The 18,973-nt window shown below is 66.8% G+C and carries 10 protein-coding genes and 1 pseudogene; 6 read left to right on the top strand and 5 right to left on the bottom strand.

The window, feature by feature from the left end; translation table 11 throughout:
* The 5 genes and pseudogenes from AB0L58_RS31310 to AB0L58_RS31290 form a co-directional block, all read right to left on the bottom strand.
* Positions 1-1,649 (bottom strand): annotated as a pseudogene (locus tag AB0L58_RS31310) (hypothetical protein); the annotation flags it as partial.
* A gap of 527 nt (positions 1,650-2,176) precedes the next feature.
* Complete coding sequence (cydD, locus tag AB0L58_RS31305; RefSeq protein ID WP_364392269.1) at positions 2,177-4,099, bottom strand: thiol reductant ABC exporter subunit CydD; 1,923 nt, start codon at positions 4,097-4,099, stop codon at positions 2,177-2,179.
* Positions 4,100-4,101: 2 nt separating this feature from the next.
* Positions 4,102-5,133 carry a cytochrome d ubiquinol oxidase subunit II gene (gene cydB / locus AB0L58_RS31300; RefSeq protein WP_364392266.1) on the bottom strand — a complete coding sequence of 344 codons (1,032 nt, stop codon included), beginning with the start codon at positions 5,131-5,133 and terminating at the stop codon, positions 4,102-4,104.
* Positions 5,134-5,142: 9 nt separating this feature from the next.
* Positions 5,143-6,630 carry a cytochrome ubiquinol oxidase subunit I gene (locus tag AB0L58_RS31295; protein WP_364392264.1) on the bottom strand — a complete coding sequence of 496 codons (1,488 nt, stop codon included), beginning with the start codon at positions 6,628-6,630 and terminating at the stop codon, positions 5,143-5,145.
* A gap of 175 nt (positions 6,631-6,805) precedes the next feature.
* Positions 6,806-7,723, bottom strand: coding sequence for an aminodeoxychorismate lyase (locus tag AB0L58_RS31290; RefSeq protein WP_364392261.1), 918 nt, complete (start codon positions 7,721-7,723; stop codon positions 6,806-6,808).
* 339 nt (positions 7,724-8,062) lie between these two features.
* On the opposite strand from AB0L58_RS31290, the gene AB0L58_RS31285 reads away from it, so the two are divergent.
* From AB0L58_RS31285 to trxB, 6 genes are all read left to right on the top strand, one after another.
* Positions 8,063-8,599 carry an NUDIX hydrolase gene (locus AB0L58_RS31285; RefSeq protein ID WP_364392258.1) on the top strand — a complete coding sequence of 179 codons (537 nt, stop codon included), beginning with the start codon at positions 8,063-8,065 and terminating at the stop codon, positions 8,597-8,599.
* Positions 8,596-11,277 (top strand): DUF6049 family protein, encoded by a 2,682-nt coding sequence (locus tag AB0L58_RS31280; protein ID WP_364392256.1) that lies wholly within the window; start codon positions 8,596-8,598, stop codon positions 11,275-11,277. Before AB0L58_RS31285 ends, AB0L58_RS31280 begins: the two co-directional genes overlap by 4 nt.
* Positions 11,278-11,461: 184 nt before the next feature.
* Complete coding sequence (locus AB0L58_RS31275) at positions 11,462-15,880, top strand: lipid II flippase MurJ (protein WP_364392254.1); 4,419 nt, start codon at positions 11,462-11,464, stop codon at positions 15,878-15,880.
* A 345-nt stretch (positions 15,881-16,225) separates the two neighbouring features.
* Positions 16,226-16,846: an RNA polymerase sigma factor SigM gene (gene sigM, locus AB0L58_RS31270; RefSeq protein ID WP_364392336.1), complete on the top strand. Its 621-nt coding sequence runs from the start codon at positions 16,226-16,228 to the stop codon at positions 16,844-16,846.
* A 101-nt stretch (positions 16,847-16,947) separates the two neighbouring features.
* Positions 16,948-17,778 carry a hypothetical protein gene (locus AB0L58_RS31265; RefSeq protein ID WP_364392252.1) on the top strand — a complete coding sequence of 277 codons (831 nt, stop codon included), beginning with the start codon at positions 16,948-16,950 and terminating at the stop codon, positions 17,776-17,778.
* Between the two features lie 190 nt (positions 17,779-17,968).
* A complete protein-coding gene (gene trxB / locus AB0L58_RS31260; protein WP_364392250.1) occupies positions 17,969-18,955 on the top strand; it encodes a thioredoxin-disulfide reductase in 987 nt (328 codons plus the stop codon).
* Positions 18,956-18,973: the final 18 nt, after the last annotated feature.

Raw genomic sequence — 18,973 nt, 5'->3', positions numbered from 1 at the left:
TCTGACGGTGAACCAGCGCCACCCGGCTCGCCGACCGCGCCCTCCACTCGGCTCATATTGTCCGGCGATCGATCTCGCGCGTCGCGGGCAGCCGCATAGGCGTCCAGGCGATCGCAGGCGGGGGGTACATCATCTGACGGTGAACCAGCGCCACCCGGCTCGCCGACCGCGCCCTCCACTCGGCTCATATTGTCCGGCGATCGATCTCGCGCGTCGCGGGCAGCCGCATCGACACCCGAGCGATCGCAGGCGCGCAGTACGTCATCGGAGGGCGAACCAGCGACACCAACCGCGCCCTCCACTCGGCCGGTCGAATCGTCTGGAAGCAGATCTCGCGCGTCGCGGGCAGCCGCATCGACACCCGAGCGCTCACGGGCACGTGGTACGCCATCTGCCGGCGAGCCGACGACATCGGATCCGCCGAAGGCGCCCTCGCCTCGGCCGGTGGCGTTGCCCGGCAGATGATCTCGAACTACGTCGTTGTGCTGGCTGGTGGCGGAATCCGCGATCGGGTGGTCGGGCCGCTGCCGTGTTCGCGGGTTTCCGGCGGTTTCGAGCAGGGGCAGGCGGTGGAGGGCGGCGCGGGCGGTGGTCATGGCCTGGGCGGCGGCGGGGAGCGGGGCGAGCGCTTCGAAGGCGGAGAGCGGGAGCAGAACGAGAACGGTGAGGGCCATGGGGGTCATTGCGGGCGGATCGGCGCCGTAGCTGGTGATGCCGATCAGGAGGGCGCCGAAGACGCTGACGCCGATCGAGAGCGGCGTTGCCGCGGCGGCCCATGCGCTGCGTGCGGCCGCGGCGTCCTCGGCGGCTACCGCACGTTTTCCGGCACGATCGGCGGCCGCCAGCGCGGCATCCAATTTGCCCGCAACCCGGAGTTCGGCGGCGTGGTCGAGGACGGTGAGCGCCTGCGCGGTGAATTCGGCGCGGTCGGCGCGCACCGCGCGCTCGGCCTCGCGCGCGGCCCACCCCGACAGCCACGGTCCGACGATTCCGGCAATGCCGAGCGATACGGCCAGAATGGCCGCCGCGCCGACCGAGATGGTGGCCATGAGTCCGATCGCCGCCAATGACAGTACGACCGCGACCGCGACCGGGACGAATACGCGCACGACAACGGCACCGAGATCGTCGATATCGCTGCCGATTCGAACCAGCAGGTCCCCGCGTCGCAATGACGCGGCACCATTGCCGCTCGTCGAATCCGTAGCCGCGACCGGCCGACCCGCGCTGCGGTCCGAGGTATCGCCCCGGCCGAACGCGGTCACCGCGCCACGTCGTCCGGGCAACGCCGGCCCGTCATTGTCGGCAGCATCGAGTTCGTCCGAATTGCCGGCTCGCATATCCCGCCGCATCCAGACGTCGGAGTTCGCGAGTGTCCGGTAAACGGTGGTTCGGGCGGTTGTCATCGCGCGCAGCGCAACGTCATGGGTGGCGAGGCGTTCCAGATATCGACACAGCCCGCGGGAGATACCCAGCGCCCGGACCGCGACAACCGCAACGCTCAGATCGAGTACCGGTGGCATCTCCCAGGCGCGCGCGATCAGCCACGCCGCCAACGCCGCCAGCCCGAGCCCGCTGCCCAGCGCCAGCACCCCCCACCCGATCGCCACCGCAACCCGCCACGGCGACAACTCGAGCAGCCACCACATCCGCCGCAAATCCCTACCCAACGCCCGACCGTCGGGACGAGCCGAAGCGTCCCTCATTCGCCGCATCCCGATACTCATCGCACACCACCCCCGACAGCACGGCCGCACCGATCTCCCGCACCGGTCGTCCCGATACTCATCGCACACCACCCCCGACAGCACGGCCGCACCGACCTCCCGCACCGGTCGTCCCGATACTCATCGCACACCACCCCCGACAGCACGGCCGCACCGACCTCCCGCACCGGTCGTCCCGGCACTTATCGCACAACGCCCATCGTCCGATCGACCGAGGTCACGAAGATCTCCCCACCCCCAGCGGTCGAGCGATACGCGTCGGGGGTGCACTCCCACGCTGCCGCTGGAGCGACGGACCGACATGCGAGGCACCGAAGCACCTCCCACACCGATCATCCCGATGCGCACCGCACGCCGACACGACTGGCCGCGAGCGCATCCTCGCCGATTGCGATGGACGGTTCTCGGCACTCGATGGCGTCCGATATCGCTGCCCGGGACTCGACTGTTCATAAGGCGACTGCCTGGGGTTCGGTGGCGTGGACGGGGATTATGTGGTCGGCGGCCGTGAGGACGGTTGGGCGGTGGGCTATGACGATTACGGTGGCGCCGGTGCGGGCCCGCTGCTGCAGGGCGGTGAGCACGGTGGCTTCGGCGGCCGGGTCCAGGTGAGCGGTTGGTTCGTCCAGCAGGAGGATGGGGCGGTCGGCGGCGAGCACCCTGGTGAGGGCCAGGCGTTGGCGCTGGCCGAGGGACAGTCCGACGCCCCCTGCGCCGACGATCGTGTGCCAGCCGTCCGGGAGTTCGTCGAGTACCGTGTCGAATCCGGTTGCGATGCAGGCGGCTTCGAGTTCGTCGAGCACTCGGGCCGCGCCCTTCGCCGCGGTGTCGCAGGTATGCGCGCCGAGCAGTTCGAGGTTCTCGCGCAGCGTTCCGGGGACCAGGACCGGTCGCTGGGGCAACCAGGCGATGCGGGACCACCAAGCGTCTTGATCCAGCGCACGAACATCTGTGCCGTCGGCCTGCACCGAGCCGACATCAGGGGTGATCAAACCCAGAATTGCTTGCAGCGCGGTTGATTTCCCGCTTCCGTTGGGCCCGGTCAACACGGTCACCAGCCCTGGCCGAAACACCGCCGTCAGTCCGGCAGGCGCAAAACCGTCCCTGGCCCGCACCGAGAGATCACATATCTCGATGACGCCCCGGTTGCCGCGCCCCGTGTCGACAGACGCCCCTGAACCGAGTTCACTGGCATCCTGACCATCGGGCCCGCTCAGCAAAGCATGCGCACCATCAACCCCGGCATCAGCGCCGCTCGTGCGCGAGCCCGGCCGAACAGCGGAATACGAACTCGAGGACGATTCCCCTGCCGACCCGCCCACGCGGAGCCCATGGGCACCACCTGCGCTCCCGTCAGCGGCCAGACCTTCGGCATCCGGCTCGGACTGAACCCGAGGCTTGAGAACGGCAAAGGCCTTGTCCGCAGCTGCCATTCCGTCCTGCGCCGCATGGAAACGCTCACCGACCATCCGCAGCGGCAGGTACACCTCCGGCGCGAGAATCAATGCCACCAGCCCGGCATAGAGGCTCATCTCGCCGTATACCAGCCGCAGACCGATGGACACCGCGATCAGTGCGACGCTCAGTGTGGCGAGCAACTCGAGCACCATCGACGACAAGAACGCGATCCGCAGCGCCCGCATGGTGCGCTGCCGCAACGCATCTCCGAGCTCGCGCACCCGGTGCTCCATCGAACCCGCCCGCCCCGCGCTCCCTTCCCGCCCCAGCGCACGCAATGTCGGCATCCCGGCGAAGAGATCGAGCAATTGATCGGAGAGCCGAGTGGTCGCGGCGAGCGTGGCCAGCGCCCGTCCCTGCGTGAGCAGACCGATGAGCACCATGAACACCGGAATCAACGGCAGCGTGACCACCGCGATCACACCGGAAACCGGATCGTGGAATCCGATGACCACCAATACGATCGGCGGCACCAGACAAGCCAGGAGCAGCGCGGGCAGATATCCGGTGAGATAGGCCCGCAGCCCCGTCAGTCCGGTACTCACCACAACCGCGAGTTCGGTTCGCCGAGTTTCGAGTTCGCGGGGTGGCAGCGCAGCACCGGCGGCCAGCACCGCGGTTTCCAGTTCCGCGACCACCGCGGCCCCGGCCCGATGTGCGATCCGCGACTGTGCCCAGGTGGCGAGCACCCGACCGCCGACGGCGACCGAGAGCACGATCAACTCGAATGTCCACGCGCCGAAGCTGCGCCGACCGGGATCGGTGACGACCCCGGCCAGCACCTGCGCCAGTGCGACGGCCGTAACCACGATCGATCCGGTAATCACCACGGACAGTGCCACACTCAGCACCAGATAGCGCCGGGCCGAGCGCGCGTACTTCCACAACCTGGGATCGACGGGTGGACGAGCCATGATCAGTCCTTGGCGGCTTCCAACGGCAGGCCGATCGGCGCCGGAATCTGCTCGACCGTAATCCGTTTGCGGAAAACCCAATACGTCCAACCCTGGTAGCCCAGCACCACGGGCGTGACAATGACGGCCGCCCAGCTCATCACCTTCAGCGTGTACGGCGTCGAGGAGGCGTTGTCGATGGTCAGGTTGAACAGCTCGCTGATAGTGGACGGCAGCACATTCGGATACAGCGATCCGAACAGCAGCACCGTGGCCGCTGCGGTGGTGACCGCCGTGCCGACGAACGCCCACCCGTCGCGCTCGGCGATACTCGCCGCACCCGCGAGCACCAACCCGAGCACGGCCAGCGCCAATGGAATCCAGGTCCATCCGGTCCCGTAGGCCAACTGCGTCCACACCCCGAACACACCGACCACCACCGCGGTCGGCACCAGCAGGAACCGCACCGTCTTCGCCGCGTCGTCGCGCACCTCGCCGCCGGTCTTCAGCACCAGGAAGACCGCACCGTGCAGCGCGAACAGCAATCCGGTCGCGAGCCCGCCGAGCAATGCGTACGGCCCGAGCAGATCCCACACCGAACCGGCGAACTGCTTCTTCTCGTTCAGCGGCACCCCATGCACCACATTCGCGAATACCCAACCCCACGCCAATGCCGGTACCCAGGAACCGATTCCGATCGCGGCATCACACCAGGACCGCCACCGCGCATCGTCGATCTTGCTGCGATATTCGATGGCGCAGACCCGCACGATCAGCGCGACCAGCACGAGCAGCAGCGCGATGTAGAAACCGGAGAACAGGCTCGCGTACCACTCCGGAAAGGCCGCGAACATCGCACCGCCCGCGGTCAGCAACCAGACCTCGTTGCCATCCCACACCGGCCCGATCGTATTGAGCACCACCCGCCTTCGGGTATCGCTGCCCTTGCCGAGGATCGGCATCAGCATGCCGACCCCGAAGTCGAAGCCCTCCAACACGAAGTAGCCGGTGAACAAGACGCCGATCAGCAGAAACCAGAACTGTTGCAGATTCATCGTCGGCTCCTAATACGCGAAGGAAAGCTGTTCGACGGCAGGCTCTTCGGCCCGATGACGGCCACCCGTATCGTCCGGCCCGCCGGGCGGAATCGGCGCGGGTGCTTCGGGTCCGGCGATCGTGTACCGCCGCATCAGGTAGAACCACACCACCGCGAGCGCGCCGTACAGCAGGGTGAAGACCACGAGCGAGGCGATCACCGTCCCCGCGACATGGTCGGAGACACCCTGCTGCACCATCAGCCGCAGGCTCTGGTCACCGGTCGGATTCGGTGCGACAACCCATGGCTGCCTGCCCATTTCGGTGAAGACCCAGCCCGCGCTATTGGCCAGGAACGGGGTCGGGATGGCGATCAGGCACAGCCACGAGTACCAGCGCTTATCGGTGATCCGACCACCGCGGGTCAGCCAGAGGCCGACCAACCAGAGCAGGATCGCACCGGCCGACAAGCCGATCATGGCTCGGAAGGACCAGTAGGTGACGAACAGATTCGGTCGGTAGTCGCCGGGCCCGAACTTCGCGTTGTACGCGTGCTGCAGATCGGTGACACCGTCCAGCGTGACATCGCTGAACTTGCCCTTGGCCAAATACGGCAGCACATACGGCACCTCGAGCACGTGCGTCACGCTGTCGCAGTTGTTGTGTGTGCCGATGGTCAGCACCGAGAAGTCCGGATCGGTTGCCGTATTGCACAGCGATTCCGCCGATGCCATTTTCATCGGCTGCTGTTCGAACATCAGCTTGCCCTGCACATCGCCGGTGAAGAACAGCGCGACGCCGGCGACCACGATCACCCAGAGACCGGCGCGTCCGCCCGAACGCCACATCGTTCGCGCCTCGGCGACTTTGGTCTCGTCACCGCTGCGCGCGTTGCGCACCATCCACCAGCCGCATATGCCGACCACGAAAGTCCCCGCGGTCAGGAATGCTCCGGCCACCACGTGCGGAAATGCCGCAAGCGTCGTGTTATTGGTGAGCACCTGCCAGATACTGGTGAGCTCGGCGCGCCCCCGCTCCGGGTTGTATTTGGCGCCGACCGGGTGCTGCATGAACGAGTTGGCCGCGACGATGAAGTACGCGGAGGCATTCACACCGATCGCGACGAGCCAAATCGTGGCCAGGTGCAGCATTTTCGGCAGCCGGGTCCATCCGAAGATCCACAGCCCGAGGAAGGTCGACTCCAGGAAGAATGCGACGAGCGCCTCCAGCGCGAGCGGTGCGCCGAAGACGTCACCGACGAAGCGGGAGTATTCGCTCCAGTTCATGCCGAACTGGAATTCCTGCACGATGCCGGTCGCGACACCGAGTGCGAAGTTGATCAGGAACAGCTTTCCGAAGAATTTGGTCAGCCGGTACCAGTGCTCTTTGCCGGTAATCACCCAAGCGGTCTGCATGCCCGCCACCAGCGGGGCCAGGCCGATCGTCAACGGTACGAAAATGAAGTGATAGACGGTCGTGATGCCGAACTGCCAACGCGATAAGTCCAGGACGCTCAAAACCGACCTCCCGCCGAACTACGACATGACGTAGTAAGAGTACGCCCGGGAAAGGGCCCATCAAGGAGTCCTACGCCACGACACACCGGGGCTCACGACCCTCAACGACCCGTTTTCCGAGCTCGCCGAGTACTCCTACATGCTGTAGTAGGACGAAGATCACGGCACGGCGAACTCACCAATCGCCGATGGCCCCGGCCCGCTCCACTCCCCGATCGACCAATTCGATGATTTCGGCCGCATTGTCCGGCGCCATCATGCGCAATCCGTCCAGTGAATTCACCCTGGCGGCGAGCGTGATGCTCGAAAGCAGCCAAATGCTGTCGCAGGTCAACAGATCCGCGGTGAACAACGCGTTGTAGCTGCACTTCCACCCGGCCTTCTCGGCCTCGGCGAACAGCGCGCGCTGGGTAACTCCCGGCAGCACGCCATTCTTCGCGGGCGGGGTGATCAACTGGTTGTCGCGCACGATCACCACCGACGAGCGCGGCCCCTCCAGCACCCGGTTCTCGGTACTGGTGAAGATCACGTCATCGGCACCCATCCGCTGCGCGAACCGCAGCGCCGCCATATTGGTGGCATACGAGAGCGTCTTCGCACCCAGCAGCTGCCACGGCGCAGCCTGGGCCAGATCGATGGAGATCCCGCGTGATAGCGACACCACTGCGACGCCCTCGGTGCGCGCCTTCTGCACCCGCTCCGGCACCGGCAGCATCAGCACATACGAAGTCGGCACCGGCACCGCGGCCGCGAGATCACCCGAGGTGACGGTGGACGGGGCCGAGAGCTCGGTATCGCGCCCACGGGTGAGCACCAGCCGCATCAGGCCCTCGCGCTCGGTCCCCCATTCCTTCGTCGCCGTCTCGACCGCATCTCGCCATTTCGCCAGCTCGGGCTCGGGCAGATCGAGCGCCTGCGCCGAACGACGCAGTCGGCCTAGATGAAATTCGATCGCGCACGCGTTTCCAGCACGAACCAAAACCGACTCGAAGACACCATCGCCGCGCAGTACGCCGATGTCGTCGGCAAACAACAACGGCGCGTCCGGATCCTGGACGGCGCCGTCGAGTGTTACAAGAACTCGATCCACCATGGGTCGAGCGTAGGCGGTGTTCCGCGACCGCGCCTAGGTCTGCGTTCGATTTGCAGCACCTGCGGCGCTGCGTGTTCTGTGTCTAATTTGCAGCGCCTGCGGCGCTGCGGGTTCGCGGCCCCCTTCAGTCTCGCGTCCGAGCCGTCGAGACTCGCGCCTACGGCGCATGCGCTTCGACGACTCGGACGCGAGACGGGCCGCGAACGGTCGCTCGTAAGACTCGCTCCGAGTCGTCGAAGCGCATGCGACGAAGTCGCGAGTCTCGACGGCTCGGACGCGAGACGGGCCGCCAACCCGCCGCGCCGGAGGCGCGGCAATTCAGCACAGTAGGATTGCGTGGTGTCTCCGGCCGATCGCGCGAACAGTCGACGCCGCCAGCCCCGGCGCCGCGGTTCGGCCGCCAGCGCGGCGAAACCGCGCATGCGCACGGTACGGGAAACCTCGGCGGGTGGACTTGTCGTCGACGGGTTGGACGGGCCGAGCGATAAACGAAGTGCGGCGCTGATCGGGCGGACCGATCGGCGTGGCAGACTGCTGTGGTCGCTGCCCAAGGGACATATCGAAGAGGGGGAGACACCCGAGCAGACCGCGATCCGGGAGGTCGCCGAGGAGACCGGGATCAATGGGATCGTGGTCGCCGAACTCGGCAGCATCGATTACTGGTTCGTCACCGAGGGTCGCCGGGTACACAAGACCGTGCATCATTATCTGCTGCGTTCCATCGGTGGTGAACTCTCCGACGCCGACGTCGAGGTCACGCAGGTCGCGTGGGTTCCGTTGAGTGAGTTGGATTCTCGGCTCGCCTATGCCGACGAGCGGCGCCTCGCCGAAGTGGCGAACCGGATGATCGACCGGATGGAGACCGGCAAGCGATGACCCAGACTTTTCGGCATCGCGTAGCGATTCCGTGGGGGGTGGTGGCCGGGCGACGGGTGGGCCTGTTCCGGATCATCGCGGCGGTCCTGACCATTCTCGGCTCGGCGACTGCGGTTCCGGTATTGCTCGCCCAGCCCGCCGCCGCCCAACCGACGACGCCGAATAGTTCGTCGTCGCCGAAATTCCTGAAGCTGACCCTGGATTCGGTGAATCCGTCCGCGGTGACCACCACCAGCGATCCGACGCTGACGGTCGCGGGCACGGTCACCAATATCGGCGATCGGGTGGTGCAGGACATCAGCGTCCGCATCCAGCGCGCCGCCGCAGTGGCGACACCGAGCGCACTGCGCTCCACCCTGCGCCTGGACCAGGTCAACTACGACGTGACCGGTCCGTTCGAAGATATCGCTGATCGACTGAGTCCCGGCCAGCGCAAACAGTTCACGATCAGCATTCCGTTGCGCTCCAACAGCGGTACGGCCGCACTCGATATCACCAAACCAGGTGTTTATCCGCTGCTGATGAATGTCAATGGGGAACCGGCCTATGGCACCCAGGCCCGCCTCGACGACGCACGGTTCCTGCTCCCGGTGCTCGGCGTGCCGTCCTCGGTCGACGGTAGCTCGCCGGTGCCGGCCGCTCCCGATACCCCGGTGGCTACGACACTGCTGTGGCCGCTGGCCGACCGCCCGCGGCTGGTCGCCGGTGTCACCGGCCCGCTCAATGGCAAGGCCGAGCTCACCGATGACGAACTGGCCGCGTCGCTGGGCAAGGGCGGGCGGCTGGATCAGTTGCTCGGCGCCCTGGAATCGGTACTCGGCACCAATCAGGCCAGTCGTGATCGGACGCTGACCTCGGCGGTCTGTATCGCTATCGATCCCGATCTGCTGATCACCGCACAGGCGATGACCAAGGGTTATCGCGTATTGGCCAGCCCTTCCGATCCGGACGGCGCGACCAGGGCGGGCACCGGCGCCGGTCAGGCCCAGACCTGGCTGGACCGGTTGCGCGCGGTCGCCACGTCGACCTGTACGGTCGCGCTGCCGTTCGCGCAGGTCGATGTCGCGGTGCTGGCCGCGGTCAACGATCCCGAACTGTCCACGCGGGCGCTGAACGAGCCAGCCGATATCGTCGATTCGATCCTGGCCACCAAATCGGTGCGCGGGGTGAGCATCCCGGACTCCGGCAGCGTCGATGAGAGTGCGGGAATGTTGTTGCGCGGTCACGGTTTCGGAACCGCCGTGCTGGCCGATACCGCCACGGTCCCGCTCGGCACCGCCGGTACCTCGACGGATTCGCAGCCGATCACCACCGGCCGCGGCGGCACCGGTAGTCAGAGCAGCTCGAGTCAGCCGCTGCCGGAGACGACCACGCCGGATGTGGTGCGGCTCGCCGAAATCGCCCCGGCGCCCGTGATCCCTCAGCCGACACCGGAATCACAGACCAGCGCGACACCGAGCACCTCCGCCACCAGTACGCCGACAAGCACATCCGCCCCGACGACCACCGCGGCGCCCGCCAGCCCCCAGACCGCGCCCGCCGATCCGGCATTGCACGCGGCGACCTTCGATATCTGGTCCGCGACCGCCCTCGCCGCCGTCGGCTCCAATCCGCCCACCCCGTCTTTCACCCCGGCACGCGTCCGCTACGACGTCACCAATGACTCCCGGATGGCCCGCCTCCAGGATGCCCTCGGCGCCATTACCTGGACCGCGCTGAACCCGGAGCCGAACCGCGCGCGCTCGCTGTTGCTGGTGCCGCCACAGCAGTGGAGCGCGAACCGGGAAGAGGCAACCGCGATCCTGAAACAGGTCGACCTGCTGCTGCGCAATAACCTCGCGACCCCGCGCACGCTCGCCGAGCTGGTCGCCGAATCGCCCGACGCACAGCCCTACGAACCCGACTATCTGCCGCAGGCCGCCCACGACGCGGTATCGGACCGCTTCGTGTTCCCGGTCCGCGATCAGGGCCGCCGGATCACCGATCTGATGCGCTCACTCGTCGAGGTGCCCGAGGCCGAGCCCACACCGAACCAGTATCTGACCCCGCTGCGCGACGATCTGCTGCGCGTACTCACCCTCTCGGACCGGCGCTCCGGCGATTCCGCACAGCCGGACACCTATGCCCAGCGTCGACTCGACCAGACGACACGCACGCTGGACCGGCTCTACGGCTCGGTCACCGTGCTGCCGCCCGGTGGGGTGTACACCTTGGCCTCCGAACAGAGTCCACTGCTCTTGGTCGCACGCAACGATCTGCCGGTCGCCATTCGGGTCCGGTTCCGGATCGAGGCACCAACGGAGACGAAGATCACCGATCCGGGGGAGGAGACGCTGCCGCCAACCGGAAGCCGGTCGTTCCAGATCCCGACGGAGGTCACCGACAGCCGTAACCTGGTCATTCCGATCTCCCTTACCACGTCCGACGGTGTCGCACTCGGCAATCCCACCTCGGTCTCGGTGCGTTCGAACGCTTACGGTCAGACCTTGGCAATAATTACGGCGTGTGCCGGAATACTGCTGTTCCTGTTGGCCGGGCGCCGGTTGTGGCGTCGGTTCCGTGGACAGCCGGATCCGGCCGACGAGGGTTTCGATCCGGGCACCCGACGCCGGGTCAATAGGTATCGACGTGCGCGCATGCGCGTAATACAGCAACAGGAGCAGCAGGAGGCGGGATGAGGACGAGAACACCTCGCTCGTGCTCGGCTGTCGTCGCTACGTCGTTTCGGTCGACCCGTAGGCGGTCGGCCATCGCTGATCGGTACCGACCCCAGCACCACTCATGGCATCGTGGAGGACAATCGCGTAACACCCCGGGCGTCATCGGCCTGGCGGCGGGGGATGGCATGGCGCAGGAGGCACGATGAGCGACGATGATCTATCCGCTCATCGGCAACCGCCTGTTGATCGGCCCGACGGACCCCCGGCCCGCCGGGCACCTTCGGCACCCTGGGAACGGCCCCTGGCGCAGCCACCGGCAGAACCGGAGGACGCGGAGATGACTCCCGACGAACGTTACGGCGATTCGCCGCGGGTACCGCAGGTGAGCCGTCCGGGTCAGCAACCGCGACCGGTGCCGCCGCCCCGCCCGGCTCCGCGCGTCCCGCAGCCGCCCACCGGACCGATGGCACCGCCCTCCGGCGCATTGCCCAGGCAATCCGCCCCGCAGCGACCGGTGCCGCGGCCCCAGCAGTATCCGGACCCGCAGCAGTATCACGAACCTCGGCCGCATCCAGGTCAGCAGCCGCATCCAGGTCAGCGGCAGTATCCGGCGCCACAACCGCCCGGTCCGGCCCGGCCGCGTCCGATGCCGCCTGGTCAACCGATGCCGGGACCGCCGGGCGCACCGAATCGGGTCCCACCCCAGCGTTTCGCGCCGCCGCCGAACTATCAGCCGCCGCGACCGAGCTACCAGACACCGCCACCACAACCCCCGGTGACGCGGCAGCCTCCGATCGAACGACAGCGACCACTAGAGCGTCAGCAACCCGTCGAGCGGCGGCAACCGGCGGAACTGCCGCATCATCCGTCACGGGAAACGGCCAAGCCGCGGACCCAGGAATGGCCCGCCGCACCCGCATCGGGCCCGGTCGCCACCGAGACCAAACAGAACGCGAGTTCGCGCCTGTTGCGCGACTCCGGATCGATCGCGATCGCCACCCTGATCAGCCGCGTCACCGGCTTCGGCAAACAGCTGTTGCTGCTGACCGCGCTCGGCCCGGCCGTCGCTAGTGCCTACACCTCGGCCAACCTGATCCCCAATATGATCACCGAGCTCGTCCTCGGCGCGGTATTGACCGCGATGGTGGTGCCGACCTTGGTGCGCGCCGAACAAGAGGACGAGGACGGCGGCGTCGCATTCGTCCGCCGGCTGGTCACGGCCGCCTTCGCGGTGCTCGCCGCGGCGACACTTTTCGCCGCGGCGGCGACGCCGGTGCTGGCGACTCGGGTCTTCGTCTCCTCGGATGGCAAGGTCAATACCGAACTGACCACGGCGCTGACCTATCTATTGGTGCCCGCGATCCTGTTCTACGGTATGTCGGCGCTGTTCACGGCGATTCTCAATACCCGCCAGAACTTCAAACCCGGGGCCTGGGCGCCGGTGCTGAACAACCTCGTCGTGCTGGTCGTGCTCGGCCTCTATGCCCTCACTCCGGGCGAGATCACGCTGGATCCGGTCCGGATGAGCGATCCGAAACTGTTGGTCCTCGGCGGCGGCATCACCCTGGGTGTGGCCACCCAGGCGCTGAGCCTGCTGCCCGCGATCAAGCGCAATCAGATCGATCTGCGTCCGCTGTGGGGTATCGACGCGCGACTCAAGCAGTTCGGCAAGATGGGCTCGGCCATCATCCTGTACGTGGTGATCAGCCAGATCGGTCTGATCGTCTCGAATCACATTGCCTCGGCCGCCGATGAGGCGGGTCCGGCGATCTATACCAACGCCTGGCTGCTGCTCCAGCTGCCCTACGGAGTACTCGGTGTCACGCTGCTGACCGCGATCATGCCGCGGCTGAGCCGGAATGCGGCCGCCGATGACACCCCCGCCGTCGTGGACGATCTGTCCGTCGCGACCCGCTTGACGATGATCGCCCTGGTTCCGGTGGTCACCTTCTTGACGTTGGCCGGTCCACAGGTCGGCGAGGCGCTGTTCGGCTACGCGCGGTTCACCGGTGATGCCGAACGGCTCGGCTCCGCGGTGAGCTGGTCGGCCTTCACGCTGATTCCGTACTCCCTGGTGCTCATCCATCTGCGCGTGTTCTACGCCAGGGAGCAGGCGTGGACGCCGACCTGGATCATCCTCGCCATCACGACCATCAAGATCCTGTTCTCGGCGCTGGCACCCGTGTTGGCGAGCGATAGCGGTCAGGTAGTGATCATCCTCGGTGTCGCGACCGGACTCGGCTTCCTGGCGGGTGCCGTCATCGGCGGATATCTGCTGCACCAGAGTCTCGGCGATCTGCGCATGGTCAATGTCGGGCGCACGGTGACCCGCGTCCTGCTGTCCTCGATCGCGGGCGGCGCGGTCATGCTGATCGTGGACAAGGTGCTCGGACTCGACCGCCTCTCCGGCGGACCCGGTTCGCTGATCCGGGTGATCGTCTCGGCCATCGTGATGTTCGCGGTCGCCTTCGGGCTGATGCGCCTGGCCGGAATTCCGGAGATCGTCGCGATCACGGTCGCGATCTCCCGGCGGCTCGGCTTCACTCCGCCCGCCCCCGATCTCGATCTCGAGGGCCCGGTCGAGGACGAGTACGCCACGCAGGTGTTCCGGCGGCCCGAACCGTATGTGGCATACCCTGGCTTCGACCCGTACATGGATGCACAAACCATGGTGCTGCCCGTGATCCGAGCTCATACCGTTGACAGCACCGGTATGGGTGAGTTCCCGTACCCTGTTCGGCAGAGAAGCACAAGTGGCGAGTTCGCCGGAACTTCGACATATCAGGGCGAAGGAGGAACGAGGGTGAGCGACGACGCGGCGCTGGGCGGCGTCCCAGCCGCCGAATCTGCTGCGACCAAGGCAGGCGGGCTCTCCACAGATGTTCCGCCCGCCGGGGAGGCCTCCGATCCCGCATACGCGAATCAGAGTGCCGATAACGGTCCGCCGGAGCACGATTCGGCGCCGGGATCCGGTGAGCAACCGCGGGAGGCCCCGCAGCGCGATCCGATGTACGACACCGGGATGATCCCGATCCCGCCGCAGCTGCCGCCGATGGACGACGGCGCGGGTCGAAGAACGCCGCGCGGCCCCAAGCTGATTCCGGGCGCTTCCGTAGCGGGCGGCCGCTACCGGCTGCTCGCGAGTCACGGCGGATCCCGCGGACTCAAGTTCTGGCAGGCGCTCGATATCAAGCTCGACCGCGAGGTCGCACTCACCTTCGTCGACGCGGATCAGAAGGCCACCGACAACTCCGGTCACGATGGTCCGCAGGCCATCCTGTCGCGCACGCTGCGCCTCGGCCGAATCAACTCGCCGGGCCTGGCCCGTGTGCTGGATGTGGTGCGTGGCAGCTCCGGCGGCATCGTGGTGGCCGAATGGACGCCGGGGCGATCGCTGCGCGAAATGGCCGAAACGGTGCCGTCTCCCATCGGTGCCGCCCGCGCCATCCGGGCGCTGGCCTCGGCCGCCGAACTGGCGCATCGTGGCGGTGGGTCGCTGTCCATCGACCATCCGGATCGGATCCGGATCAGTGCCACCGGTGATGCGGTACTCGCATTCCCGGGCACACTGTCCGATTCCGACGCGCAATCCGATGTGCGCGGCCTCGGCGCGATGCTCTACGCGCTGATCACCGCACGCTGGCCGATCCGCGCCGGTGGTATGACCGGCGCCGCCGCGACGGTCGGTGGGTTGCGGCTCGCCGATTTCGGTTCCGACGGCACCCCCGTCGAACCGCGGCAGATCCGGCCCGAGGTGCCGTTCGAGATTTCGGCGGTCGCAGTCCGGTCGCTGGAATCGAATAAGGGTGTGCGCACCGCGGCGACCGTGCAGCATGTGCTCGAACAGGCCTCGGTGGTCGATCAGAAGACCGATTTCATCCCGGTGCTTCGTCTCGGTCAGCGCGCGCCGAGCGGTGCGGAGGAGTCGCTCGCCGATCCGGAATTGCTTGCGGCGGAACGGGAACGCTCGCAGCGGATGATGTGGATCATGGTCGGGCTCGGCATCCTGGCCGCACTGGTGGTCGGCATCATCATCTGGTGGATGGTGAGTGTCTTCGCACCGGGCGCGACGGACGCACCCCTCAACGAGCAGCGCAATATCGGTCTCACCACGAACAGTTCACCGGGGCCGGCACCCACCTCCGGTGGTGCGGCAGGTACGACGGGAACCGCCGCGAACGGGGTGCCGGTTCCGGTGACGAGTGTGTCGGTCTTCTCTCCGGAGGGCACGCCGGACAATGTCGGTGGTACCGGTGCGGTGCTCGATCACGATCCGGGCACCGTCTGGCGCACCGATCAGTACTTCCAGCAGTTCCCGGCGCTCAAGAAGGGCGTCGGGCTGCTGGCCACCCTGCCGAGTCCGGCCAAGTTGACGAGCGTCTCGATCGAATCGCCGAGTACGGGCACCTCGGTCGAGATCCGCACCTCGCCGACCTCCTCGCCGACCCTGGACCAGACCCAACTGATCGGCTCGGCCCGACTAGAGAACGGCATCACCGAGATCCCGGTCCGCGGCGATCAGGCGGCCCGCTATGTGCTCGTATGGATAACCGGACTCGGCAATTCCGGTGGTCAGTTCCAGACCTCGATCGCCGAAATCCGATTCGACGCCGCGGCTTGACCGCCTCCGGCGAATCAGTAAGTACCGCCAGGGTCGCGTTTCGGTCCTGAGCCGAGTGCCCACCGACTTTGTGGGCGCCCTCGTCGAGTTACCGATGTTCTTGCGAATGTTCTCGCATTCCGCCCGCCGGTGTCGATTCCCCGGGCCCACCGCACCGATTCAGCCCTGACTGGTCTGGTTGCTGCCAAATCTTTACTGACGATATGATCTAGCCGCGCTCTCACAGCAGGGGGAGCTCCCCGGGTTCTGGTTGTTCGATCCTGGATGCTGCGAAATTTCGATGGTGGTCGCCCGTGTCCGTCATCGCCGTGAGAGCTGTCCAAGGGGTTGGTTTTGCCGTCCGAACTGAACGAGGATTCCCACGGGGGAAAGTCGCGGCCTGTTGCGTTCCGCGAGCGTTCGTTCACACCCGACGAGCTCACCGATGCCGAATTGCTGCAAGCCCATGTACGCGGTGAGCGGCATGCCTTCGCCGAACTGCTGCGCCGTCATAACGATCACCTCTGGCAGACCGCCCTGCGCACCTCCTATACCCGTGAGGACGCGGCGGATTCGCTGCAGGACGCACTGCTCTCCGCACACCGCACCGCCGCCACCTTCCGCGCCGAGGCCGAGGTGCGCAGCTGGCTGCACGCCATCGTGGTGAATGCCTGTCTGGACCGGATCCGGCGCAATAAGACCCGACGCGCGGTATCGCTGTCGCCGGAGTCCATGCCGGAACCGAAGGACACCAGGGACGATTTCGCCGAACTGGAAATGTCACTCGTCATCGACCGCGCGCTGTTCACGCTGCCGGAGGAGCAGCGTGCGGCGCTTGTCGCGGTGGAACTCGAGGGGCGTAGTGTCGCGGAGACAGCGGCGCTGCTCGGCGTTCCCGAGGGCACCATCAAGAGCCGATGCGCGCGGGGTCGGCTGCGGCTTCAAGAACGTTTGGAATTTCTGCGTGATCCGGGGAACCGGAAGTAGTCGAGATGCGTCATTAATAGTGACGGACAACCAGGCGATGTACCGGCAGTGCCCGCGCCGTGCGGGCGCGCGCGATATCTACTCGAGGACCCGGAGGTGCGATGGCGACCCGATCCGATCCGCAACCTCCGTTCTCGCCCGAACTGCTCGCCGATCTGCACGCCGACAATGTGGCCCCGGAGCTGAGTGAGCAGCTATGGCCGGTGGTCCGCAATGATCCGGACGCGCTGCGGTTCCTGAACTCGCTCGATGACGTCAGCGTCGAATTGCGCGCACTCGGCCGAAATGAGCGCGTCATCCACACCATGCCCGCCGATATCGCGGCCCGGCTGGAGGAGTTCGTCGAAGGCCTGGACGTGGCGCAGGAACCCACCGAGCGGGCCGCAACCGTCCATCGGCTGCCCTCGGTCGCCGCACGGCCGGAATCAGCGTCGGTATGGCCCGAATCCGCCGATGACGCAACGGATTCCGGACCGGCGGACCTCACACCCCGCGCGGCCCCCATTCCGCTGGAACAACGCCGTACTCGCACGCTCCGCTGGCTCGCCGCCGCGGCCGCCGTGGTCGCGGTCGTGGCTTGCGTCGCGGCCGTAGTGGACGTACTGCGCGGGCGTGAGGTAGCCCCCAGCGCCCAACCGACCACCGGCAACGTCCAACTCGGTGATGAACTCGACGCCACCGTCGCACTGACCGCCCTCGGTCGCAACGACGTCACCGGCACACTCGGCACCCCGGCGGCCCTGAACCGCTGCGTTCACGCCAACGGCCTGGACCGCACCGTCCTCGGCTCGACCAATACCACCTTCCAGGGCAGGGACGCCGTGCTGATCCTGCTCACCGGACCGCGCCCGCACAAGATCACCGCACTTGTCGTCGGAATCGGTTGCGGCGCCGACGATCCGCAACAGTTGGCACTCACCGATATCGGTTAGCGAGTGGGCGAGGTCACGTCGCGCGGTTGTCCCACATCACGTCGGGAACAACACCGTTTACCCTGTTGTTGACCGACACGTCTAATGAATCTCCCTCGGAAGGGTCACCCGTGAGCGAGCGCAGCGAGCGAACAATCAACACAGCCAACTCGTTGGTCGTGGTGGAGCCGAGCGCCAGCGAGGCGGAGGCATGAGCAACGCAGTTCGCGACTTGATCATCGTCGGCTCCGGCCCCGCCGGCTACACCGCCGCCGTCTACGCGGCCCGCGCAGAACTCCAGCCCCTGCTGTTCGAGGGCACCCAGTTCGGTGGCGCACTGATGACCACGACCGAGGTCGAAAACTTCCCCGGCTTCCGTGCCGGCATCATGGGCCCGGATCTGATGGAGGAGATGCGCGAACAGGCCAAGCGGTTCGGCGCCGACATCCGGACCGAGGATGTGGACGCCATCGACCTGACCGGTCCGATCAAGACCGTCACCGTCGGCGATGAGACCTACCAGGCCTATGCCGTAATCCTCGCCATGGGCTCGGCGGCGCGCTATCTGAATGTCCCGGGTGAGCAGAAGCTGCTCGGCCGCGGTGTCAGCGCCTGCGCCACCTGTGACGGCTTCTTCTTCAAGGGCCAGGACATCGTCGTGGTCGGTGGCGGCGACTCCGCGATGGAGGAGGCGACCTTCCTCACCAAGTTCGCCAGCAGTGTGACCATCGTGCACCGTCGCGAGGAATTCCGCGCCTCGCGCATCATGCTGGAGCGCGCCAAGGCCAACGAGAAGATCAAGTTCGTACTCAATGCCGAGGTCGCCGCGGTAAACGGCGATACCAGCGTAACCAGCCTGACCTTACGCGATACCCGCACCGGCGAGACCTCTGAGCTCGCCGCGACCGGCCTGTTCGTTGCGATCGGTCACGATCCGCGCAGCGAGCTGGTCAAGGATCAGGTGGAACTGGACGACGAGGGCTATGTGCAGGTGCTGCATCCCTCGACCGCCACCAAGGTGCCCGGTGTCTTCGCCGCCGGCGATCTGGTCGACCACACCTACCGCCAGGCCATCACCGCCGCGGGCACCGGCTGCCGCGCCGCGATCGACGCCGAGCGCTGGCTGGCCGAACAGGGTGACATCACCTCGAACACCCTGGATCACGCCGGCACCTCGGTTGCCGTGCCCACCAACTGATCTCATTATTTTTGCACT

This window comes from Nocardia sp. NPDC052112 (genome assembly GCF_040680135.1).
Classification (GTDB): Bacteria; Actinomycetota; Actinomycetes; order Mycobacteriales; family Mycobacteriaceae; genus Nocardia.
The sequence above is the reverse complement of the archived record's forward strand: the minus strand, read 5'-3'. Positions and strand labels throughout refer to the sequence as shown.

What these genes read in the sequence shown, in the direction of transcription:
- AB0L58_RS31265 (WP_364392252.1), top strand. Translation starts at nt 16,948, where the DNA reads ATGGCGACCCGATCCGATCCGCAACCTCCGTTCTCGCCCGAACTGCTC.
- cydD (WP_364392269.1), bottom strand. Translation starts at nt 4,099, where the DNA reads ATGGCTCGTCCACCCGTCGATCCCAGGTTGTGGAAGTACGCGCGCTCG.
- AB0L58_RS31275 (WP_364392254.1), top strand. Translation starts at nt 11,462, where the DNA reads ATGAGCGACGATGATCTATCCGCTCATCGGCAACCGCCTGTTGATCGG.
- AB0L58_RS31290 (WP_364392261.1), bottom strand. Translation starts at nt 7,723, where the DNA reads ATGGTGGATCGAGTTCTTGTAACACTCGACGGCGCCGTCCAGGATCCG.
- cydB (WP_364392266.1), bottom strand. Translation starts at nt 5,133, where the DNA reads ATGAATCTGCAACAGTTCTGGTTTCTGCTGATCGGCGTCTTGTTCACC.
- trxB (WP_364392250.1), top strand. Translation starts at nt 17,969, where the DNA reads ATGAGCAACGCAGTTCGCGACTTGATCATCGTCGGCTCCGGCCCCGCC.
- AB0L58_RS31280 (WP_364392256.1), top strand. Translation starts at nt 8,596, where the DNA reads ATGACCCAGACTTTTCGGCATCGCGTAGCGATTCCGTGGGGGGTGGTG.